This window comes from Pedobacter suwonensis, from assembly GCF_044762335.1.
GTDB lineage: Bacteria > Bacteroidota > Bacteroidia > Sphingobacteriales > Sphingobacteriaceae > Pedobacter.
In genome coordinates this window covers 358248-375287 of sequence record NZ_JBIWEB010000006.1, presented here as the reverse complement: position 1 = coordinate 375287, position 17040 = coordinate 358248, and the positions used below count along the sequence as shown (strand labels likewise).

The window sequence follows — 17040 nt, the reverse complement described above, 5'->3', positions numbered from 1 at the left end:
TATATCAAAAATATGTTTCATATCTGTTTTAAAGCAAAAAAATACTTTAAATTCAAAAACAAAACATCCAATTCAAGCATATTTAACAATTTATTAACACATTTTTACATTATCTTTGCTGTATCATGATTTTAATTCCGGAAATCTTCTGAAAAAAGAACAGGAAATAAAAAATGACAAAAAAAATACTTAAAATTTTCTTAGTGTATTTTTTACACTATCATTTTTTTTACTATATTTGTATCATAATAAACGGAACGATGTTTGTTATTAATAGAAATAGATAAAATCACTTTCCGGATAAACCAAGGTTTAGAAAGAAAGTTAAAGACAAAGCCTGGCTCATAACAGGTTTATATTTGGTTAGAAAAAAGAGATACGTCTGGATGGAGTATCTCTTTTCTTTTATACGGAGTTTTGATTTATTACCTGCTTAATTACTCCTCCTCAAGCCAAATCATTAAGGGACGACCCAACATTACAATTGCTTCAAAATAAATAAAATGCTTTCTCCCCTTTCACCTCAACCTGAATATTTACGATTAAAATTAACCATTTAAAACATTCCTGATCTGGCTAAGCTAAATTACAGAATAAAACTTCTTTGGTTTATATTTGTTAGAAACCTTGACCATCTAGCAATTTTAAAACAACCTCTATTCATGAGTAAGTTTAGCAAACCCTCAGATAACACAACAGAATATGAATTACAGCGTCTAAACAAACTTAGAAGGTATGACATTATAGATTCGCCTCCAGAACTTCTCTTTGATCTGATTGCAGAAATAGCGAAGACTACTTTTAAAGCATCAGGATCATTTATTTCATTTATTGATGAAGCAAAAGTATATTTTAAGGCAAATACCAGCCCGATACCGGTCTCGGTTCTTGAAAAAGAAGATAGCTTATGCGAAGTAGCTTCACAAGCGACGGAGATTACCCTAATTGAGGACACCCATTCCTATCCTGAAATCAGCAATAATGCTTACGTTAAAATGGACAATGGAATCAGATTTTATGCTGCCGCACCAATAATCACCATGGAAGGCTTTATAATTGGAACCGTAAGCGTAATAGACGAAAAGCCAAGGCATGACATTGAACAAGACCAACTGTTGATACTGAAATGGCTGGCCAGGATCACCCTGGAAAAATTGGAATCGCGACTAATTAACCGCATTTCGGTACGCGCTTACGATGACCGTTTGCACCGACTGGCGCACGACATGAAAAACCCGGCCACATCGCTGATTGCTTATGGACAACTTTTAGATAAAGGCTTGCTCTCTCAGGAAAAACTTGTTTCACTAGGTAAAAAAATTGAGCAAACCGGCCGGAACATCGAGCAAACGATGAACAACCTGCTGAATGAAGCTAAAAATGAAAATGCTTCCATAGATCTCAGATTCGAAACGGTTGAAGTAATCGACCTGATCAACGCAGCGGCTGCAACTTTTGATTCTACATTAAAAGAAAAACAGCAAACGCTTAAAATCAGCTGCCAAACTGATGGCTATATCCAGGTAGATCAGGAACGTATAAATGACGTTCTAAACAACCTATTGAGTAATGCAATTAAATATTCACATGAAGGGGCAACCATAGAGATTATCTGCAGCGAGGAAGCCAATAGCATTATATTCGAATTTAAAGACAACGGTTTAGGCCTGACCAGGGAAGACATTACCAAGTTATTTACGAAATTTGCCAAGCTCTCATCGGTACCGACTGCAAAAGAACGCTCTAATGGCATTGGGCTGTATATCGTTAAAACACTGGTACAACTGCATGGGGGTAAAGTATGGGCAAGCAGCGCCGGTAAAAATTTAGGCAGTTCCTTTTTTATTTCCCTGCCAAAACAAGAAAGCTCACCCATTACGAATTAGCATAAAATTCCTTTCCATTTTATTTCACCTTTTACTCAGTGAGTTCGATCCAGATTCGCTTCGCAGGATACGGAAGTAGCCATCAATACTGATCAATTGGCCACTACATCAACGGATTCGGTTTTCCGCCCGAAAGCCTTCAACTTAAGGGACCTCACAATATAAATGACAAATATTATTACCGGAAAATAAGTGATTGAAATAACGTATACGCCCCAGATACCCTAGCCAAGAAAAAAGGATGTAACCAGTTGGCTACATCCTTATCTAAATTAACGCTCTCAACTTATGAAGTTGTATAAGGCTCTCACCCCTTATGCCTACAATATTACGGTAGAAAGATTAAGATTTGATGAAGAAATGTATTTTTGATCAATTATTTTTAAAAATTAATGCTAATGCCATCTGCGTTGTATTTTTCTGCAACTAGATTTATTATACTACCTGCCTAACCATTTTACTCCGTATTCTGCTCAATGTTTCGAGGCGCATACCTAAGTAAGTAGCCATACAGCGCAAAGGAACCCTGGTTGCATCAACAGAATTTAGCTCCATAAATTTCTCGTAACGCCTTTCGGCAGACGGGATACGTGCCAGCATTGATCGTTCTGAAGCTGCATGGTACTGGAATTGGAGTATTTTTCGCCATATGATGTTTGTTTCCGGATAATTTGTATAAAGCTCATCAATTAATAAATATGGAATTGCAACTAATTCTGATTTCGCCAACGCCTGTATATATTCAATAGAAGGTTTGGGAGGAGCACCCGGATGCTGAATGGCACCAACAAATTCATTGCCTGCGCTAATCCAGGTGGTAATTTCTTTATTGCCTTCTCTAATAAAACCTCTCACCAAGCCTGATACTACAAAAAAAACGCAATTATTATTATCAATAGGCGATAGAATGTGTTTATTCTTCTTAATAAAAAGAGGCTCCACATTATTTTCTATTTCCTGGATAAATTCTGATGATATCGGAGACAACTGGCTGAAATAGTTTAACACAGCGTTTACCAAAAACACCTTTTGAGATTCGAGCATACAAATTGGGTTAGACTTTAGACCCTTAATTATAGCAATTTCGAATGGAATATAAAAATGTTACAGATTATAAACCGCTTTTTAAAGCGTAAACTTCTTGATGGCTTGAAGGGCAAATTGATTTATCCAGGTAAAAATTCTGAATTTGGTTTGATCAAATTGGGGAAAAGCTTCCCAAACTTCACAAAATGTTTGTTGTAAAATTAGTTTAGCTTTTTCTTCATTATCTACATGCCTGATAATATTCCCATAAATAGCTGCAGAATATTTCTGATAGAGCGCTTTGAATGCAGCACCGTCATAGGGCTGTAGTGTTGTAAAAAAGAATTGATCATCCGATAAATCAGCGTTACAGCCAACATTTACTTCTTGATGCGTATTTCTTTTATATAACGGTTGCATGAGTAATTTGATATGGGATAATAACACATCGACATCCTGTTTGTTTATACAAGGGAACAAAATCAAACAACCGAATGGAGTAAGAAGCATACGGCTTCCGAAAATAAAGTCATGAAGATTGACTCCCTGATATTTCTTCAGAATAAACAGCGGCTTGTCCTATATGCTCAGCGATGTAAACGACTATAAACACTGATATTGTAAAAACCAGGGCATCAAAAATAACACTTTGGCTTTCTGCTTTTTGCTGTTTGCAAGTAATAACCAATAGATATCTCGTGAGAGCCATAATCATAGTTACCCAGCTTGTTTAAACTATAATCGTAACCGTAACCAATCCTGAGATTGTTCCGGACAAAGAATTCCGTAATCAGTCCAACGGCACTTCTTGCACGTAAATCATTAGGCAATGCTGGTTTAGGATAAAGTTTTACAGAGGTTCGATACGCAGCACCTAACCAAAACTTTTCCCTGATCAATAAAAAAGCGTTCAGATCTAATGAGGTTGGCCCGTTTAAATCGTCTTTTATTAAAAAAGTGGGTTTGAACGTAAAGTCGTTATTCATGGGAAATACCATGCCGGCCGTTAAATAAAAATGTGGCTTTGCAGCAATACTAAGGAGATTATTATTCCTAAAAACTGGAAGATACTGCGTAAGCAGGTTATTGGCAGAAAACCCCACAAATAATTTCTGGTTAGAATAATGCACCCCTGCCCTGATATCTGGTACAGTTCTGCTTTCATATCCGGTTGGAATCCGGTTATCGCCGGTTTCTGTAGGATTCAATAAACTGCCGTTCAACCCCATCTGTACCACCCCGAGGCCAAAACCAAATGCGAGTACACTGGTTGCAGTTCGGTCCAATTTAATCCGGTAAGCAAAATTGCCTGATAAATTCAGCGAATTCTGTGCGCCAATTTTATCTTTGGACATCAGTAAGCCCAAACCTACATTTTTTTCTTTAACTGCTCCATCTACCGATAAAGAAAGCGTTTGTGGAGCCCCCTGAATACCTGCCCATTGCGCCCGGACAAAGGCCTGCATATAAAGTTCTTCTTTATAGCCTGCATAAGCTGGATTGATGTAAAGACCGTTGAACATGTATTGTCCAAACTGGGCATTCTGCTGCGCGAACAGACAGAGATAAAGTAAATTAAACAATATTGTTAAAAATATCTTTTTCATATTCTCTCTTTCCACATTCAGTTATCTCATTACCGTTACATAACCTTTAAATTCCTGCCATTGCGTATTTGCAGTTTTCACCCTAATCACATAAAAATAAGTTCCATCTGTCAAACCATCTGCGGTCCAATCGTTTAGATAGCCTTTCTTTTCATACACAGTACTCCCCCAGCGGTTAATAACAGTAAGCTGATTTTCGCTATATAGATCCAGACCCTCAATAAAAAAGGTTTCATTCTTTCCATCACCATTTGGTGTAAATACATTCGGGATTTTAAGTCCGATAATTTCTTTATTATCTATAGAGCTGTTGTTTGACGGATCAGGATCGTTTTCATTGATTGTAATCGTGGCGCGATTACTCACGTTCCCAGGCTTTACTGACCTTACATTGATGATCAGCTCGACAAAACTGCCATTGGCAAGAGATGGTATAGACCATGATACCGTTTTGGTCCGCTCATTATAATTTATGGTCCCCACAACAGCAGGATCAACACCGACATAAATCAGATTTTCTGGGAGTTCGTCTTTTACCTGCAGATTAGTTGCCGTACCCGTCCCATTATTGCGAACCAATAAGTTGTATTTAAACACTTCAGTGGTCATCACCTTTCTGCTTTCAGATCTTTTAACAATGGAAACATCGGCTAAAACCTGTGCATCCATAATCACTTCTATTGCTTCAGAGGGATCCGAACTACATCCGCCTAAATTAAAAGTAATAACAGTATATTTTCCTGCAGCATTTACCACATAATCTTGCAAGGTAGCACCTAAAATAGGCGCTCCATTTCTAAACCATTGATAAGAGGTAGCACTTGCACCGTTGGCCCTGAGCTTAACGGTAGCACCTGGTTTAAGAGGCCACGTGTTTGGATTAGGTGATTGCGCAAAGCATGCTGCTGCATAAAGCAGTAGCACACCAAACGCAATTATTCTAAATCTGTTAAACATCTTAATAATTAAACCAGCTCAAAGCAATAGCTATGGTACTACAGAGATTGTTGCCTTACCTGGTTTAGCCGTAACTGTTATTGCTTTATTTGCAGTTGCCGTACAACTTGCTGCGTTTACGATCTGAACACCACCGGTAGCATAACTTCCAACAGCGGCAAACACATAATCACCCGGAGCCACGCCAGCTTTAAGCGTAAAAGTATCTCCGGAAGTAGATGCGGTGCCCAAAGTTGTAATGTCGGTTACAGCAGTACCACCCAATGTTGCAGACCAGGCATAAGTCATGGTTACCCCTGCCGGTAATGTTATAGAAGCATCCTTACTTGCTGTAATTACAGTAGCCGCTGTTTGATCGGTACAATAAGTACTACCCGGGGCTGTAACAGCAATAACTGGGGCAGGCAATTTTTCTACAACTGTATTATCAGAAACATCGCTGGGACAAAGATTTGCATCAGCCGGTATAACCTGAACCGAATAGGTATGGCTTCCTACAGCCAGGCCGGCAGCAATCTGATAGAAAGCATTTGAACCGTTGTAAACTACCGGAGCCTCCGCGGTTCCGTCAACCGTCCATACAATTTTATCGCCGTTAGCGGGCGTGTACCCAGAAAAAGTGGGACTCAACTTTACAGTATTTGTTCCGCAGAGATATACACCTGGCGTTTGCGCCAGAGCACTTAATGGCAGCAGGCTAATTAAAAATACAAAGATTTTCAGATTACGTTTTTTAGTTTTTTTTGTCATGATTTTAAGTGGTTTGAGTGAATAATTTATTTTCTTTTTAGTTAATGGAAACGGTTGGTTTATGAGGAATCAGCTTAACCCTCAAACTAAATGGGATAGCGCGTTCACATCCATCTGCATTTTTAATGGTTAAAACTCCCTGGTAAACCGCAACAGAAGTGGTTGATGGTATGGTGATGGTAATCTCATTTGCAGGTAAAGCCTGATTTAAGACGGCAGGCAACAAATTGCCAGTCCAGGAAATACTATAATTTAGGGGGTTAAAAACGGCATTAGAGTAAGTGATTTTGGCTGACGTTGCCCCTTCGCAAATACTTATGTCCGGCCCCAAGGTTAAATTGGGCTGGGGATTTACAGCTAATGGAAAATCTACTTTTTTGGCACAATAAGTCGCATCTTCAGCAACGATATAGCTAATTACGGCATTACCAGAAGCTATTGCAGTAACCTTACCGGTGGCATCTATCGTTGCAGTTCCAGCATCACTTGTACTCCAAACTCCATTTGGATAAACATTGGTAAATGTTGTACTTGTTCCCGCGCACATAACAGTTGCACCACTTATTGCGGGGACAGGGGCATATTGTTTTACTTTAACTTCTACAGCTTGAGCGCCACCGGCATTTTTACATCCTGTTGCTGTATTAACCGCTTCTACATAATAAATAGTACTTGCAGTTAAAAGGGGTGTAGTGTATGTAGTACCCGTATAAAATGGCGTAACGCCAGAGGACGAAGAATACCATTTATAAGTGTAACCCGCGTCAGGTGCCGTAACTGAAAGTGTAGCAGAAGAACCACTACAGATTACCGTGCCTGGTACAGTGACCACAGGCAACGCATTCACCTTGAATTTTACCCTTAAACGTTCAGAAAAGGCGGTAACGCAATAGGTTCTGTTTGCCTGAACATAATAGTTATAATCGCCTGGTGTAAGCGTATTTGGCGGAGCGAAAGTTAGGCCGGTATGTATCAAATTACCCCCTGTTTCAGCATCATACCATTTGTATTCGGTGCAGGTTTGTGCATTCTGAATAGCAAATGTTGCCGTTTGCCCCTGACAAACCATTTTTTCGTCTGTAGATGAAGGATCGGCCAATGTGCGCGGTTTTACCAGCTTACGTTTAATATCATATATCCTTAAACGGCTGAAAGCGCCAGTAAGTCCGCCCATCGAAATCTCAAGGCGATCGTAAACATTAGCTACCGCAAACTTTAAGCTATATTTACTGGTTGATCCAGGAAGTAATTTGAGGTCTAAAAACGTACTTGTGTTTGCAAATGCTGACCCGGCTTTAACTCCACTCAGATAAGGCTGTATGGTAAAACCTGTTAAAAGACTGAGATCCAACAGTCCACCACCAGGATTTTCAAGTATAATACTAACCGAATCTGCTGGTTGTGAGGGTTTATTGAATACAGCTGTCAGATATACCTGATTGAGTACGGAAGTACCCACATCGATTAGTGCAAAGCTATTTAGATCAGCATCAATGGCATTGAAAGGGTTAGTAACACTTCCTGTTAGATTTGCAATACCACCTAAAGAAGTTGGTTTCACTCCCGATAATACATCAATTGCCTCATCACAATTGACTGAACTTGTATTGAGTTCCAAAATATACGCATGGAAAATTTTTATTGATAAAGCTGTAGAAACTACCGCACCCACAATTTTAATATATATCCCGTTGAAAGCTTGTGTAGGGGTAACAGTAATTTCCATCTCTCCTGCCCCGCCAATCAACCCGGCAATATTTGCAGCTGTATAAATCGGATTCTTTGTTGCATCATATCCAGAATCATATCCATAACCTACCAAAGGCTTACTTGCTGAAACAGGATGTAGATCCGTAAAACTTCCAATTTCAAAATTGCTCAGGAGCCCAAGAAGTTCTTTGGGTAGCGCTAGTTTAACTGTTACTGTCGTATTTGCAGCAATTGTGCGTTTACCAGCATTGGTACCATCATTGGTAAATTCCAGAAATTGTGTGGCAGAACCTGTAAGCCCAAGCACTCCAATTGGAACTGATAAGGTTGACGCATCTTTAACTTGCCCATTTACAGCATTTGAAGCGTTGGCGATGTTACCATATAAACTTCCACCTAAAACACTCAATCCATCAAGGTAGGCCCCCTGAAAGTTTGCGTATGTACGCCCTGTATTTTCACACTGTGCATATAAATACGCAGGCATAAAAAATAACAGAAATAACAAGAAAAATTGACAAGAGCGCCTTTTCAATGTGAGTTTAAAATAATGTGAAAAATAAATTTGTCTGTTTGCCAGTACAAACATACTACTGACAAACGCTACATTATCCGTTCACTTTATTCATTAAATCATTTATCAAAAAGTAAGAGCGCAACCAGATACCATCATCGAAAAACAGGAACCTTAAAGTAACGCTGTATTTGCTTTCAGCAAAAGAAATTTGGTCTCCATATCAAACGCTTTGGTATCATGCCATCCGATTGATCAGCTTATATCAGAATTATCCGTATCGGGTTACTTTATAGCACTTAACGCTGCATTTACCACAGCAGGCAAATCTGGTGGGCGAAGTGGCTTTGATGAGTGCTTTATAGCGCCTGGTATCAAACCGATTAATAGGGTACCAGAATAAGAAAAAATTAGACATTGTAATCTATATAGAGGAGATTATGATAGCAATATTTTAGCTTCTTGGTATTTAAAAAATAATATTGCAAGAGACGGTGTTTATTGTATCTTTGCACCCACTCTGGAAGCTTCCAGTCCGGAGTTTAAGAAAGCTTTCCAGCAATGGGAAGCTTTTCTTATTTAGAGTAATTGATTATCCTTCCAAACCGAATTACAAGGTTTGGAAGGGATAAAGCAGGTAATACTCTATTTGCTTTTAAAAATCACTACCGCTAAGGGTGGTAAATCGACAACAATTGAATGTTTTTGCCCATTATAGTCTTTCAGATCGGGAACAATATCTCCCCTGTTATTGATACCGCCACCATAAAAGCCAATATCATCAGTATTAAAAATCTCTTTCCATTTCGTTTTAAACGGCACGCCAATCCGATAATTTTCCCGAACCACCGGGGTTAAATTTATTGCAATAATCAAAGTATCTTTAGCTTTCGGTCCTTTGCGCATATACACAAATACAGATTCGTTTGCATTATCGGCATCAATCCATTGAAAACCTTCATAACTAAAGTTGAAATGATATAATGCAGGCTCTTTGCGGTATAAAAAATTTAAGGCTTTGACTGTTTCCTGCATGCCTTTATGGGGAGCATACTGTAATAAATGCCAATCCAGTGATTGTGTAAAATTCCACTCTTTGGTTTGAGCAAACTCATTACCCATAAATAATAGTTTTGCTCCGGGATGTGTAAACATATAACCATAAAGTGCCCTTAAGTTGGCGAACTTCTGCCAATCATCACCAGGCATTTTATAAAGCATCGGCGACTTACCATGCACCACTTCATCGTGTGAAAACGGAAGCATAAAGTTTTCGGTAAATGCGTAAGTCATGCTAAAACTCAACTGATTATGATGGTGTTTTCTATTTAATGTATCTACCTTGAAATACTTCAAAGTATCGTTCATCCATCCCATCATCCATTTCATACCAAAACCCAATCCACCAGCATGTACCGGATGCGTAACACCAGGGTAAGTACTGCTTTCTTCTGCAATAGTTTGCACGCCATCAAAATTTCCATAAACGGCAATGTTCAGATCTTGCAAAAACTGTATTGCTCCCAGGTTTTCACTTCCACCATATTCATTGGTTGCAGATTCTCCTTCCTCCCGGGAAAAAGTAAAATACAACATCGAAGCCACCGCATCCACCCTTAATCCGTCGGCATGATACTGATCCAGCCAGAATATGGCATTACTAATCAGAAAAGATCTAACCTCATTCCTGTCGTAATTAAAAATGTATGATTTCCAGTCCGGATGGAATCCCTTGCGCATATCAGCATGTTCATAAAGATGGGTGCCATCAAACTCATATAAACCATGTCTATCACCAGGAAAATGAGAAGGTACCCAATCCAATATTACCGCAATATTGGCTTTATGCAAGGCATCGATAAGGTACATTAAATCCTGTGGAGAGCCGTAGCGTGAGCTTGCCCCAAAATACCCGGTTATCTGGTATCCCCAGCTTGGGAAAAACGGAAACTCCATTACAGGCATTAATTCTACATGCGTAAAACCCATCTCCTTTACATAAGGCACTAGCCTGCCGGCCACTTCCCTGCAGGTTAAAACACGTTCCGGATTATCCGGATCGCGCTCCCATGAGCCTAAATGTATTTCATATACTGATATCGCTTGGTCTAAAGCATTCAGCTTTGCCCTCTTATTTAACCAGCTCTTGTCTTTCCATGTATAATCGGTGTCCCAAACAATGGAAGCGGTTTGCGGCGGATGTTCCCACCTGCGTGCATAAGGATCGCCTTTTAAATATTCAGATTCATCAAAGCCTTTTACAAAATATTTATAAACTTCACCTTTTGCTATACCTGGGATAAAACCTTCCCAAATACCTGACTTATCCCACCTTCTGTTCAGGCCATGTGAGGTATTGGTCCAACTGTTAAAGTTACCCACAACGCTTACAGCAGTAGCATTTGGCGCCCATACAGAAAAATAAACCCCTGCTGTACCATTAACCGAAATGAGGTGAGAACCCATTTTCTCATAAAGCCTGAAATGCTTTCCAACCAGAAAAAGATCAATATCGTAATCGGTAAATAAACTATGTACCCAAACCGCTTTTGTGTGATCGGTTTTGGCTAAAACTGCTTTTTTTGCAGTAACTTTTTTTGCTGATGGCATAGCTGTTTTTTGGCTAGATAAATTTAGCCCCAAATGCTAAACAACATTTGGGGCTAAAAGATTTACAGACTTAAAATCTGTATCTCAGAGAAATTTTTATTGCATTTGAAATGCAGTACTTGCTTGTCATCCGTATAAAAATCAGTGACTTCTTTATTATCGATAATAATTTTTCTCACCTGGAATTTTACACCAATAACATTACATACATAAAACTCATAATTCGGCGTATATAAGCCTTCAATACGTTGATTTATCTTTATGGCTTGTGTATCGCCTTTTACGGTAAACTTCTTTTCGAGGTAAATATCCTGTTCATATGCAAAGGTGTCTCCATGGTCCTCGTACATGTATGAATTCACTTCATAATCACTATGATAGATATTCAAAATTACTTCTGTAATCGATTTTTCATCTACATATTGCATTACCGGATATTCTGGTAAAGCAGAACCTGCACGCACAAACATTGGCATGCTGTCTATCTTGGCATCAACGGTATATTCGTTACCACCTTCTAAAGTCTCATTGGTCCAGAAATTATACCAGGTGCCTTTAGGCAGGTAAACTTTACGCGAGATGGCTCCCTGCTCCAGTACCGGACAAATCAAAAGTTTATCGCCATAGCAAAACTCATCCTGACGGAAGCTGTTGCTGATGTTTTCCTGCTCAAGCATAACCAATGGCCTTAAAATCGGAAAGCCATAACGGTGGTGCTCCCAGAATACTGAATATAAATAAGGCATTAAACGGTACCTTAACTCAATAAACTTGCGGTTAATGTTTTCAAAAAACTCACCAAAGCTCCAGGGCTCCCGCTCGGCAGTATCACCAGCAGAGTGCGCACGCATAAACGGTGAGAAAGTACCCAGCTGAATCCATCGGGTAAACAACTCGCCATCAGGCTCACCGCTAAATCCACCGATGTCCGTTCCGCAGAAAGGCACACCCGACACCGATAAACGCTGACATTGGATGTTTCCGATCTTTAGGTGTTCCCAGGTGGCAATATTATCGCCAGTCCACACACTTGCATAACGCTGCATGCCCGAATAGCCAGCTCTTGTAATGGTAAAGGGGCGTTTATTACGCATGAGTTTTTTAAGCCCTTCGTAAGTAGAACGGACCATCTGCATACCATAAACATTGTGTGCTTTGCGATGAGAGCCGCGATAGCCATCGTAATTGTGGCGTACATCGTTCGGGAAGGTACCCGAGCCAAATACCGCAGGCTCATTCATGTCGTTCCAGAAACCTGCAACGCCCATATCTACCAGTTCTTTGTATAAATTGCCCCACCAGGTACGCACCTTTGGGTTGGTAAAATCAGGAAACTGGCAACGGCCGGGCCAAACATGCCCTTCCATATAATAATCATCGCTGCGGCGGCAGAAAAACCTTTTTTCTTTACCTTCTTTGAACACCCAGTAATCATCATCAACTTTGATCCCCGGATCAATCATCACCACGGTTTTGAAACCATCATCAGAAAGTTCCTTAATCATCCTCTGCGGATCCGGAAAGTACTTTTTATTCCAGGTGAAACAGCGGTAGCCATCCATATAATCGATATCCAGGTAAATGGCGTCGCAAGGAATTTTACGTTCCCGAAACTGCCTGGCAATTTCTTTAACTTTTGTTTCAGGATAGTAGCTCCAGCGGCATTGCTGATAGCCTAAAGTCCATTTTGGTGGCATTGGATGCGTACCTGTCAAGGTAGCATAACGTTTAACTACATCCATGATATGTGGTCCGTGAATATAGTAATACTGCAATTCACCACCATCGGCCCAGAAACTGGTTTTATTTACATCTTCAGATCCGAAATCGAAATATGATTTAAAAGTATTATCGAAGAAGATACCGTATGCAGCCTGGTTATGCAAACCAATATAGAATGGTATGGTACGGTACAGCGGATCCTGGTTCCAGCCATAAGAATAAGCATCGGTATTCCAGTTTTCGAAACGACGGCCACGAAGGTTGAAATTACCCGATTTATCACCCAAACCGAAGAAATTTTCCTCCGGATGACATTTTTTTGTTGCATAGATATAATAACCACCAAAATCTACATTTTCTTCCCAATGCATCGAGTTGGCTTCATCAACCATCATCACATTGGTAATATTATCATGAAAAGAAATATGAAAATTGGCTTTTTCTATTTTGCAGGTCACAGAATGAGTAGAAATCGTGTAATGATCATCATGTTCCTGCATTTTAAATACCGAAACCTTTTGATCTACTTCGGGTACCGCATAAGAAAAATCATCTAAAAAGACACCATGGGGCGCCAGGCGAACCCTAATAATCTCATCACTTACCACACGTATTTCTACCCTCGCGTCACCGTCTGAGAAATAAAAACGATTACCTTCTTTCTTAACTTTTTTTACTTCACCAAGATATTGTTTAACAATTGGCTTTACAGATATATCTACCGGATTGTTCAGGTGCTGTATTTCCTGCTCCTTATCAATCAAATCATTTGTTTCGTTGCTTTTATCGTTTTGCGCTTCCATCCTATTGTATCTATAATCTAACAAACAGTCCCTAAACCGGGATTCGTTTAAGAAAGTACTATAATACAAATATTTTATTAAAAGGGATCAAGCTTTTTTTCAAGGCCTGTTTAGTAAAGTGTATTATTTACACTAAGAAGGTTGTGTCAAATCGGTGTTAAAGGTGAGAAATTGATTTTAAACCAACTTATCAATCATTTTTGAAACTATATGCGATCGGATATAAAAATTAGATAAAAAGCAAAATTATATCCGGTTACATATCATTTTGAACGTATGAGAGCGACCTGATAAACTCAAATTCATTTTAAACAAAAAAGCCCGCTGAGTTGGTATACAGCGGGCTTAAAAATCAATAAGTAATTACGGATTAAAAGTCAATCCAACATAGTAGATTGCACCTGCCATAGGGTTACCATAAGAAGTGATATAATATTTATTCAACACGTTAGAACCGCCCAATTTAACAACTGATTGCACCGAAGGAATCCTTAAGCTGACCTGGGCATCCAGAGAGCTGTATGCAGGTACCTGACCAGAAGCAAAAGATGAATTCCAATAGAATTGATCTTGCCACCGGTAAGCAACATTGAAACCAAAATTTTTAATGATCTCTTTATTACCGAGGCCCAAATTATAACGGATTTTCGGCGTATTGAAATCGTTAATATAGTTAACCGGCAAATCCCCAATCTGGTTGTAAGAAACGTTACCGCTCATGTTCCATTTGCCTACCAGGTAATCAAGACCCAAAGCAGCGCCGTAAGAAGTCACTTCTCCTTCGGCATTAACTGGAACACCGAATTTCACAAAACTTCCGTTTACATTCTGATAAACGTCGACAGCTGTGATAAAATCTTTATAAATATTGTAATAACCATAAGCATCAATCAATAAATTAGGCAGGATCAAACCTTTATAGCCTAACTCATAAGATTGTACACTTTCAGGACGTACACCTTTGGCGTCAAAATTATATTGTTGCAAAAGCGCCGGATTTGGCGTGCCTGTAGCCGCAGCCGATGCCAGAAATGCACGGTAGCTCACATCAGTATAGGGTTTGTTGGTATCTAAGTGGTATTTGTCGAAGATAATTTCTGGCAAACCACCAATTAAACGCTGCGAACCACCACCAACGGATAGATCTATATATTGGTTTTGCGTAGTTGGGTTACGATAACCGGTTTGATAGGAAACCCTGATGTTGTTATTTTTGGCAACCGTAAATACTCCGGTTACTCTAGGTGTAAAACGACCTTCAAAGTTCTGGCTTTTATCATAACGGCCGGCAAAGGTAAATTTAACCTTATCGTTAAAGAACTTTTTACCGATCTGTCCAAATGCACCATATTCTTTAATGTCAATGGAATTAATTAAGTCATTAAAAATGGTTCCTGCCGAATTTAAATCGTAAAGACGGTAAGAGGCACCAACCTGAAATTCTACCACATTATCAAAAAGATTGGTAAAGTTATACATTCCTTCGTAGTGGTATAAATTGGATTTATCGTCGAATTTAGCACCATAAATACCTTTGGATGGATCAGAAGCACTGATGGTGGTATTCATAATTTGATCTTTTGCCTGATTAAACTGAGGCGAACCTGGCTCAAAACGGCCCTGGTTAGCGGCATTTCTGGCTAAAGCATGTGCGGCTGCATCACTTTGTCCGGCAGCCCTGGCACCTACATAATTGCCGATATATTGCGGAAACCATGTGGTAGATGGTTTTGAAAGTTCATTAATATAACTGCCTAAAATAGATGAAATATAAGAATCGCCCGATCGCTCCTGAGTGGTATATGCTTTAACGAAGAAATCTTCGCCCTTTATTTCCAATTTATACTGGCCAATATTAAAATTACGTAACGAGTAACGATCAGAGCCGGTATAAACTGAAGTTCCTGTACCCCAATTTGCTTGCGCTACTGCCTGCACTGTATTGCTGATATTGTAATATAATGCCCCGGAAGCTTTTAGTGATTTAGTACCGTAATCAACAAGATTTTCTTCATTATAGCCCGTTCTTGATACATTTTGATCAGGAATTAAGTTAGCCTTTAAGCCTACATAAAAGGGCAGGTAATTTTGTACTGCCGGACGTAACGCTGCAGGCAGACCAGCAAGAAAACCAGCCTGTTGCGCCGCATTTGGAATAGTTGCCCCGAAAGCGCCGTCCATAGCGGCTTTGATGTTAGGGATTAAACCACCCGAACCTGCATTAATTCCTGAAATGGTGGCATTTTGAACGCTTAGCGCCACATTTCGCATATTCTGGCTTACCTCATCTCCATAAACATTTATCCCATCGTAGTTGGTGTCGCTGTTGCGGTCGCCAGCTTTAGCGGTCCTGGCAATCCTGTCGAAATTTGAATAGTTATTTCCAAACCAGTCTTTGGCCTGAAGAAATGAAAACGCAGCTTTTACCCCAAATTTATTGTTCCATGATTTGGCCATGCGTACATCCAATTGATTGAAAGGCTGTACCGTACTGTTATTATCATTAACATGGTTAACACCGGTTTTGTATTGAAAACTAGCACCAGGATATTTGAAAGGATCTTTTGAAGTCATTAATAAGGTACCGCTGATACCGCCCGCTCCGTAAAGTGCAGATGAAGCACCTGGCAAAAGTTCCACATTATCCACATCAAGTTCGGTAATACCTACAATGTTACCTACCGAGAAATTTAATCCGGGAGCCTGGTTATCCATTCCATCTATATATTGGTTAAAGCGCGTATTACCATTTGAATTAAAACCGCGGGTATTGATCGACTTGAAAGTTAAACTCTGCATGCTGCTCTCTACCCCTTTCATATTGTTCAAGGCATCGTAAAACGACGGCGCAGCGATCTCCCTGATTGTGGCTGCACTCATCCGTTCGATAGAAACCGGCGATTCTAAAATACGTTCCGGGGTACGCGAAGCAGAAACCACCACATCCCCACCTAATACAATTGCGGTTTCCATTTCGAGATTAATACCTGAAGTACTCCCTGTAATTTGCTGCTCAACCGTACCATAACCTACATAAGATGCCACTAAAGTAAAAGGTAATTTTGCCGTTGTACTGAAACTGAAAGTTCCATTGGCTGTAGATGCCGTACCGCCTGACTGGCCCTTAATGGTTAAACTAACTCCAGCCAATCCTTCTTTAGTCTGCTTGTCTTTTACGGTTCCGCTTACCGTAATACCCTGTGCCCGTGCCGCCATATTACCAGCAAACACAAATAAGAACACATAGAAAATCTGTGTAAAAATCCTGCTCATACGCGATTATTAATTTGGTTATTTGTATTATTAGTTGTATAAACTTAATTTCTTTTTTTGAATTAAACAAATTATGTAAGCATAATATTTTCAAAACAAATTATAATTTTGATTGATATACAGTTTGTTGTATTTTGCATTAGACATAAACCGTCATTTTGCCCTATCTTAGCAAAAGACTT

10 protein-coding genes are annotated in these 17040 nt (G+C 39.5%); 1 reads left to right on the top strand and 9 read right to left on the bottom strand.

From position 1 onward, the window contains the following. Positions 1 to 662: 662 nt before the first annotated feature. Positions 663 to 1886, top strand: coding sequence for a GAF domain-containing sensor histidine kinase (locus ACIQXP_RS12635; protein WP_387504018.1), 1224 nt, complete (start codon positions 663 to 665; stop codon positions 1884 to 1886). A gap of 435 nt (positions 1887 to 2321) precedes the next feature. Here ACIQXP_RS12635 and ACIQXP_RS12630 read toward each other — a convergent pair whose 3' ends face one another. The 9 genes from ACIQXP_RS12630 to ACIQXP_RS12590 form a co-directional block, all read right to left on the bottom strand. After that, positions 2322 to 2930, bottom strand: coding sequence for a Crp/Fnr family transcriptional regulator (locus ACIQXP_RS12630; protein ID WP_293741831.1), 609 nt, complete (start codon positions 2928 to 2930; stop codon positions 2322 to 2324). A gap of 81 nt (positions 2931 to 3011) precedes the next feature. Further along, complete coding sequence (locus ACIQXP_RS12625) at positions 3012 to 3332, bottom strand: hypothetical protein (protein WP_293741832.1); 321 nt, start codon at positions 3330 to 3332, stop codon at positions 3012 to 3014. 215 nt (positions 3333 to 3547) lie between these two features. After that, positions 3548 to 4519: a PorP/SprF family type IX secretion system membrane protein gene (locus ACIQXP_RS12620; protein ID WP_293741833.1), complete on the bottom strand. Its 972-nt coding sequence runs from the start codon at positions 4517 to 4519 to the stop codon at positions 3548 to 3550. Positions 4520 to 4540: 21 nt separating this feature from the next. After that, positions 4541 to 5476 carry a T9SS type B sorting domain-containing protein gene (locus ACIQXP_RS12615; RefSeq protein WP_293741834.1) on the bottom strand — a complete coding sequence of 312 codons (936 nt, stop codon included), beginning with the start codon at positions 5474 to 5476 and terminating at the stop codon, positions 4541 to 4543. Between the two features lie 30 nt (positions 5477 to 5506). Then, positions 5507 to 6226 carry a hypothetical protein gene (locus ACIQXP_RS12610; protein ID WP_387504016.1) on the bottom strand — a complete coding sequence of 240 codons (720 nt, stop codon included), beginning with the start codon at positions 6224 to 6226 and terminating at the stop codon, positions 5507 to 5509. 37 nt (positions 6227 to 6263) lie between these two features. Further along, positions 6264 to 8423 carry an immunoglobulin domain-containing protein gene (locus ACIQXP_RS12605; RefSeq protein WP_387504015.1) on the bottom strand — a complete coding sequence of 720 codons (2160 nt, stop codon included), beginning with the start codon at positions 8421 to 8423 and terminating at the stop codon, positions 6264 to 6266. 672 nt (positions 8424 to 9095) lie between these two features. Continuing rightward, complete coding sequence (glgB, locus tag ACIQXP_RS12600) at positions 9096 to 11060, bottom strand: 1,4-alpha-glucan branching protein GlgB (protein WP_387504013.1); 1965 nt, start codon at positions 11058 to 11060, stop codon at positions 9096 to 9098. A 62-nt stretch (positions 11061 to 11122) separates the two neighbouring features. Further along, positions 11123 to 13585, bottom strand: a complete 2463-nt coding sequence (locus ACIQXP_RS12595) for a glycoside hydrolase family 31 protein (protein ID WP_090982533.1) — start codon at positions 13583 to 13585, stop codon at positions 11123 to 11125. 363 nt (positions 13586 to 13948) lie between these two features. Continuing rightward, a complete protein-coding gene (locus ACIQXP_RS12590; RefSeq protein WP_387504011.1) occupies positions 13949 to 16858 on the bottom strand; it encodes a TonB-dependent receptor domain-containing protein in 2910 nt (969 codons plus the stop codon). Between the last annotated feature and the right edge of the window lie 182 nt (positions 16859 to 17040).

Bases quoted from the DNA above. Each gene is read 5' to 3' on its own strand.
- glgB (WP_387504013.1), bottom strand. From the start codon at position 11,060: ATGCCATCAGCAAAAAAAGTTACTGCAAAAAAAGCAGTTTTAGCCAAA.
- ACIQXP_RS12635 (WP_387504018.1), top strand. From the start codon at position 663: ATGAGTAAGTTTAGCAAACCCTCAGATAACACAACAGAATATGAATTA.
- ACIQXP_RS12615 (WP_293741834.1), bottom strand. From the start codon at position 5,476: ATGTTTAACAGATTTAGAATAATTGCGTTTGGTGTGCTACTGCTTTAT.
- ACIQXP_RS12595 (WP_090982533.1), bottom strand. From the start codon at position 13,585: ATGGAAGCGCAAAACGATAAAAGCAACGAAACAAATGATTTGATTGAT.
- ACIQXP_RS12620 (WP_293741833.1), bottom strand. From the start codon at position 4,519: ATGAAAAAGATATTTTTAACAATATTGTTTAATTTACTTTATCTCTGT.
- ACIQXP_RS12605 (WP_387504015.1), bottom strand. From the start codon at position 8,423: ATGCCTGCGTATTTATATGCACAGTGTGAAAATACAGGGCGTACATAC.
- ACIQXP_RS12590 (WP_387504011.1), bottom strand. From the start codon at position 16,858: ATGAGCAGGATTTTTACACAGATTTTCTATGTGTTCTTATTTGTGTTT.
- ACIQXP_RS12630 (WP_293741831.1), bottom strand. From the start codon at position 2,930: ATGCTCGAATCTCAAAAGGTGTTTTTGGTAAACGCTGTGTTAAACTAT.
- ACIQXP_RS12610 (WP_387504016.1), bottom strand. From the start codon at position 6,226: ATGACAAAAAAAACTAAAAAACGTAATCTGAAAATCTTTGTATTTTTA.
- ACIQXP_RS12625 (WP_293741832.1), bottom strand. From the start codon at position 3,332: ATGCAACCGTTATATAAAAGAAATACGCATCAAGAAGTAAATGTTGGC.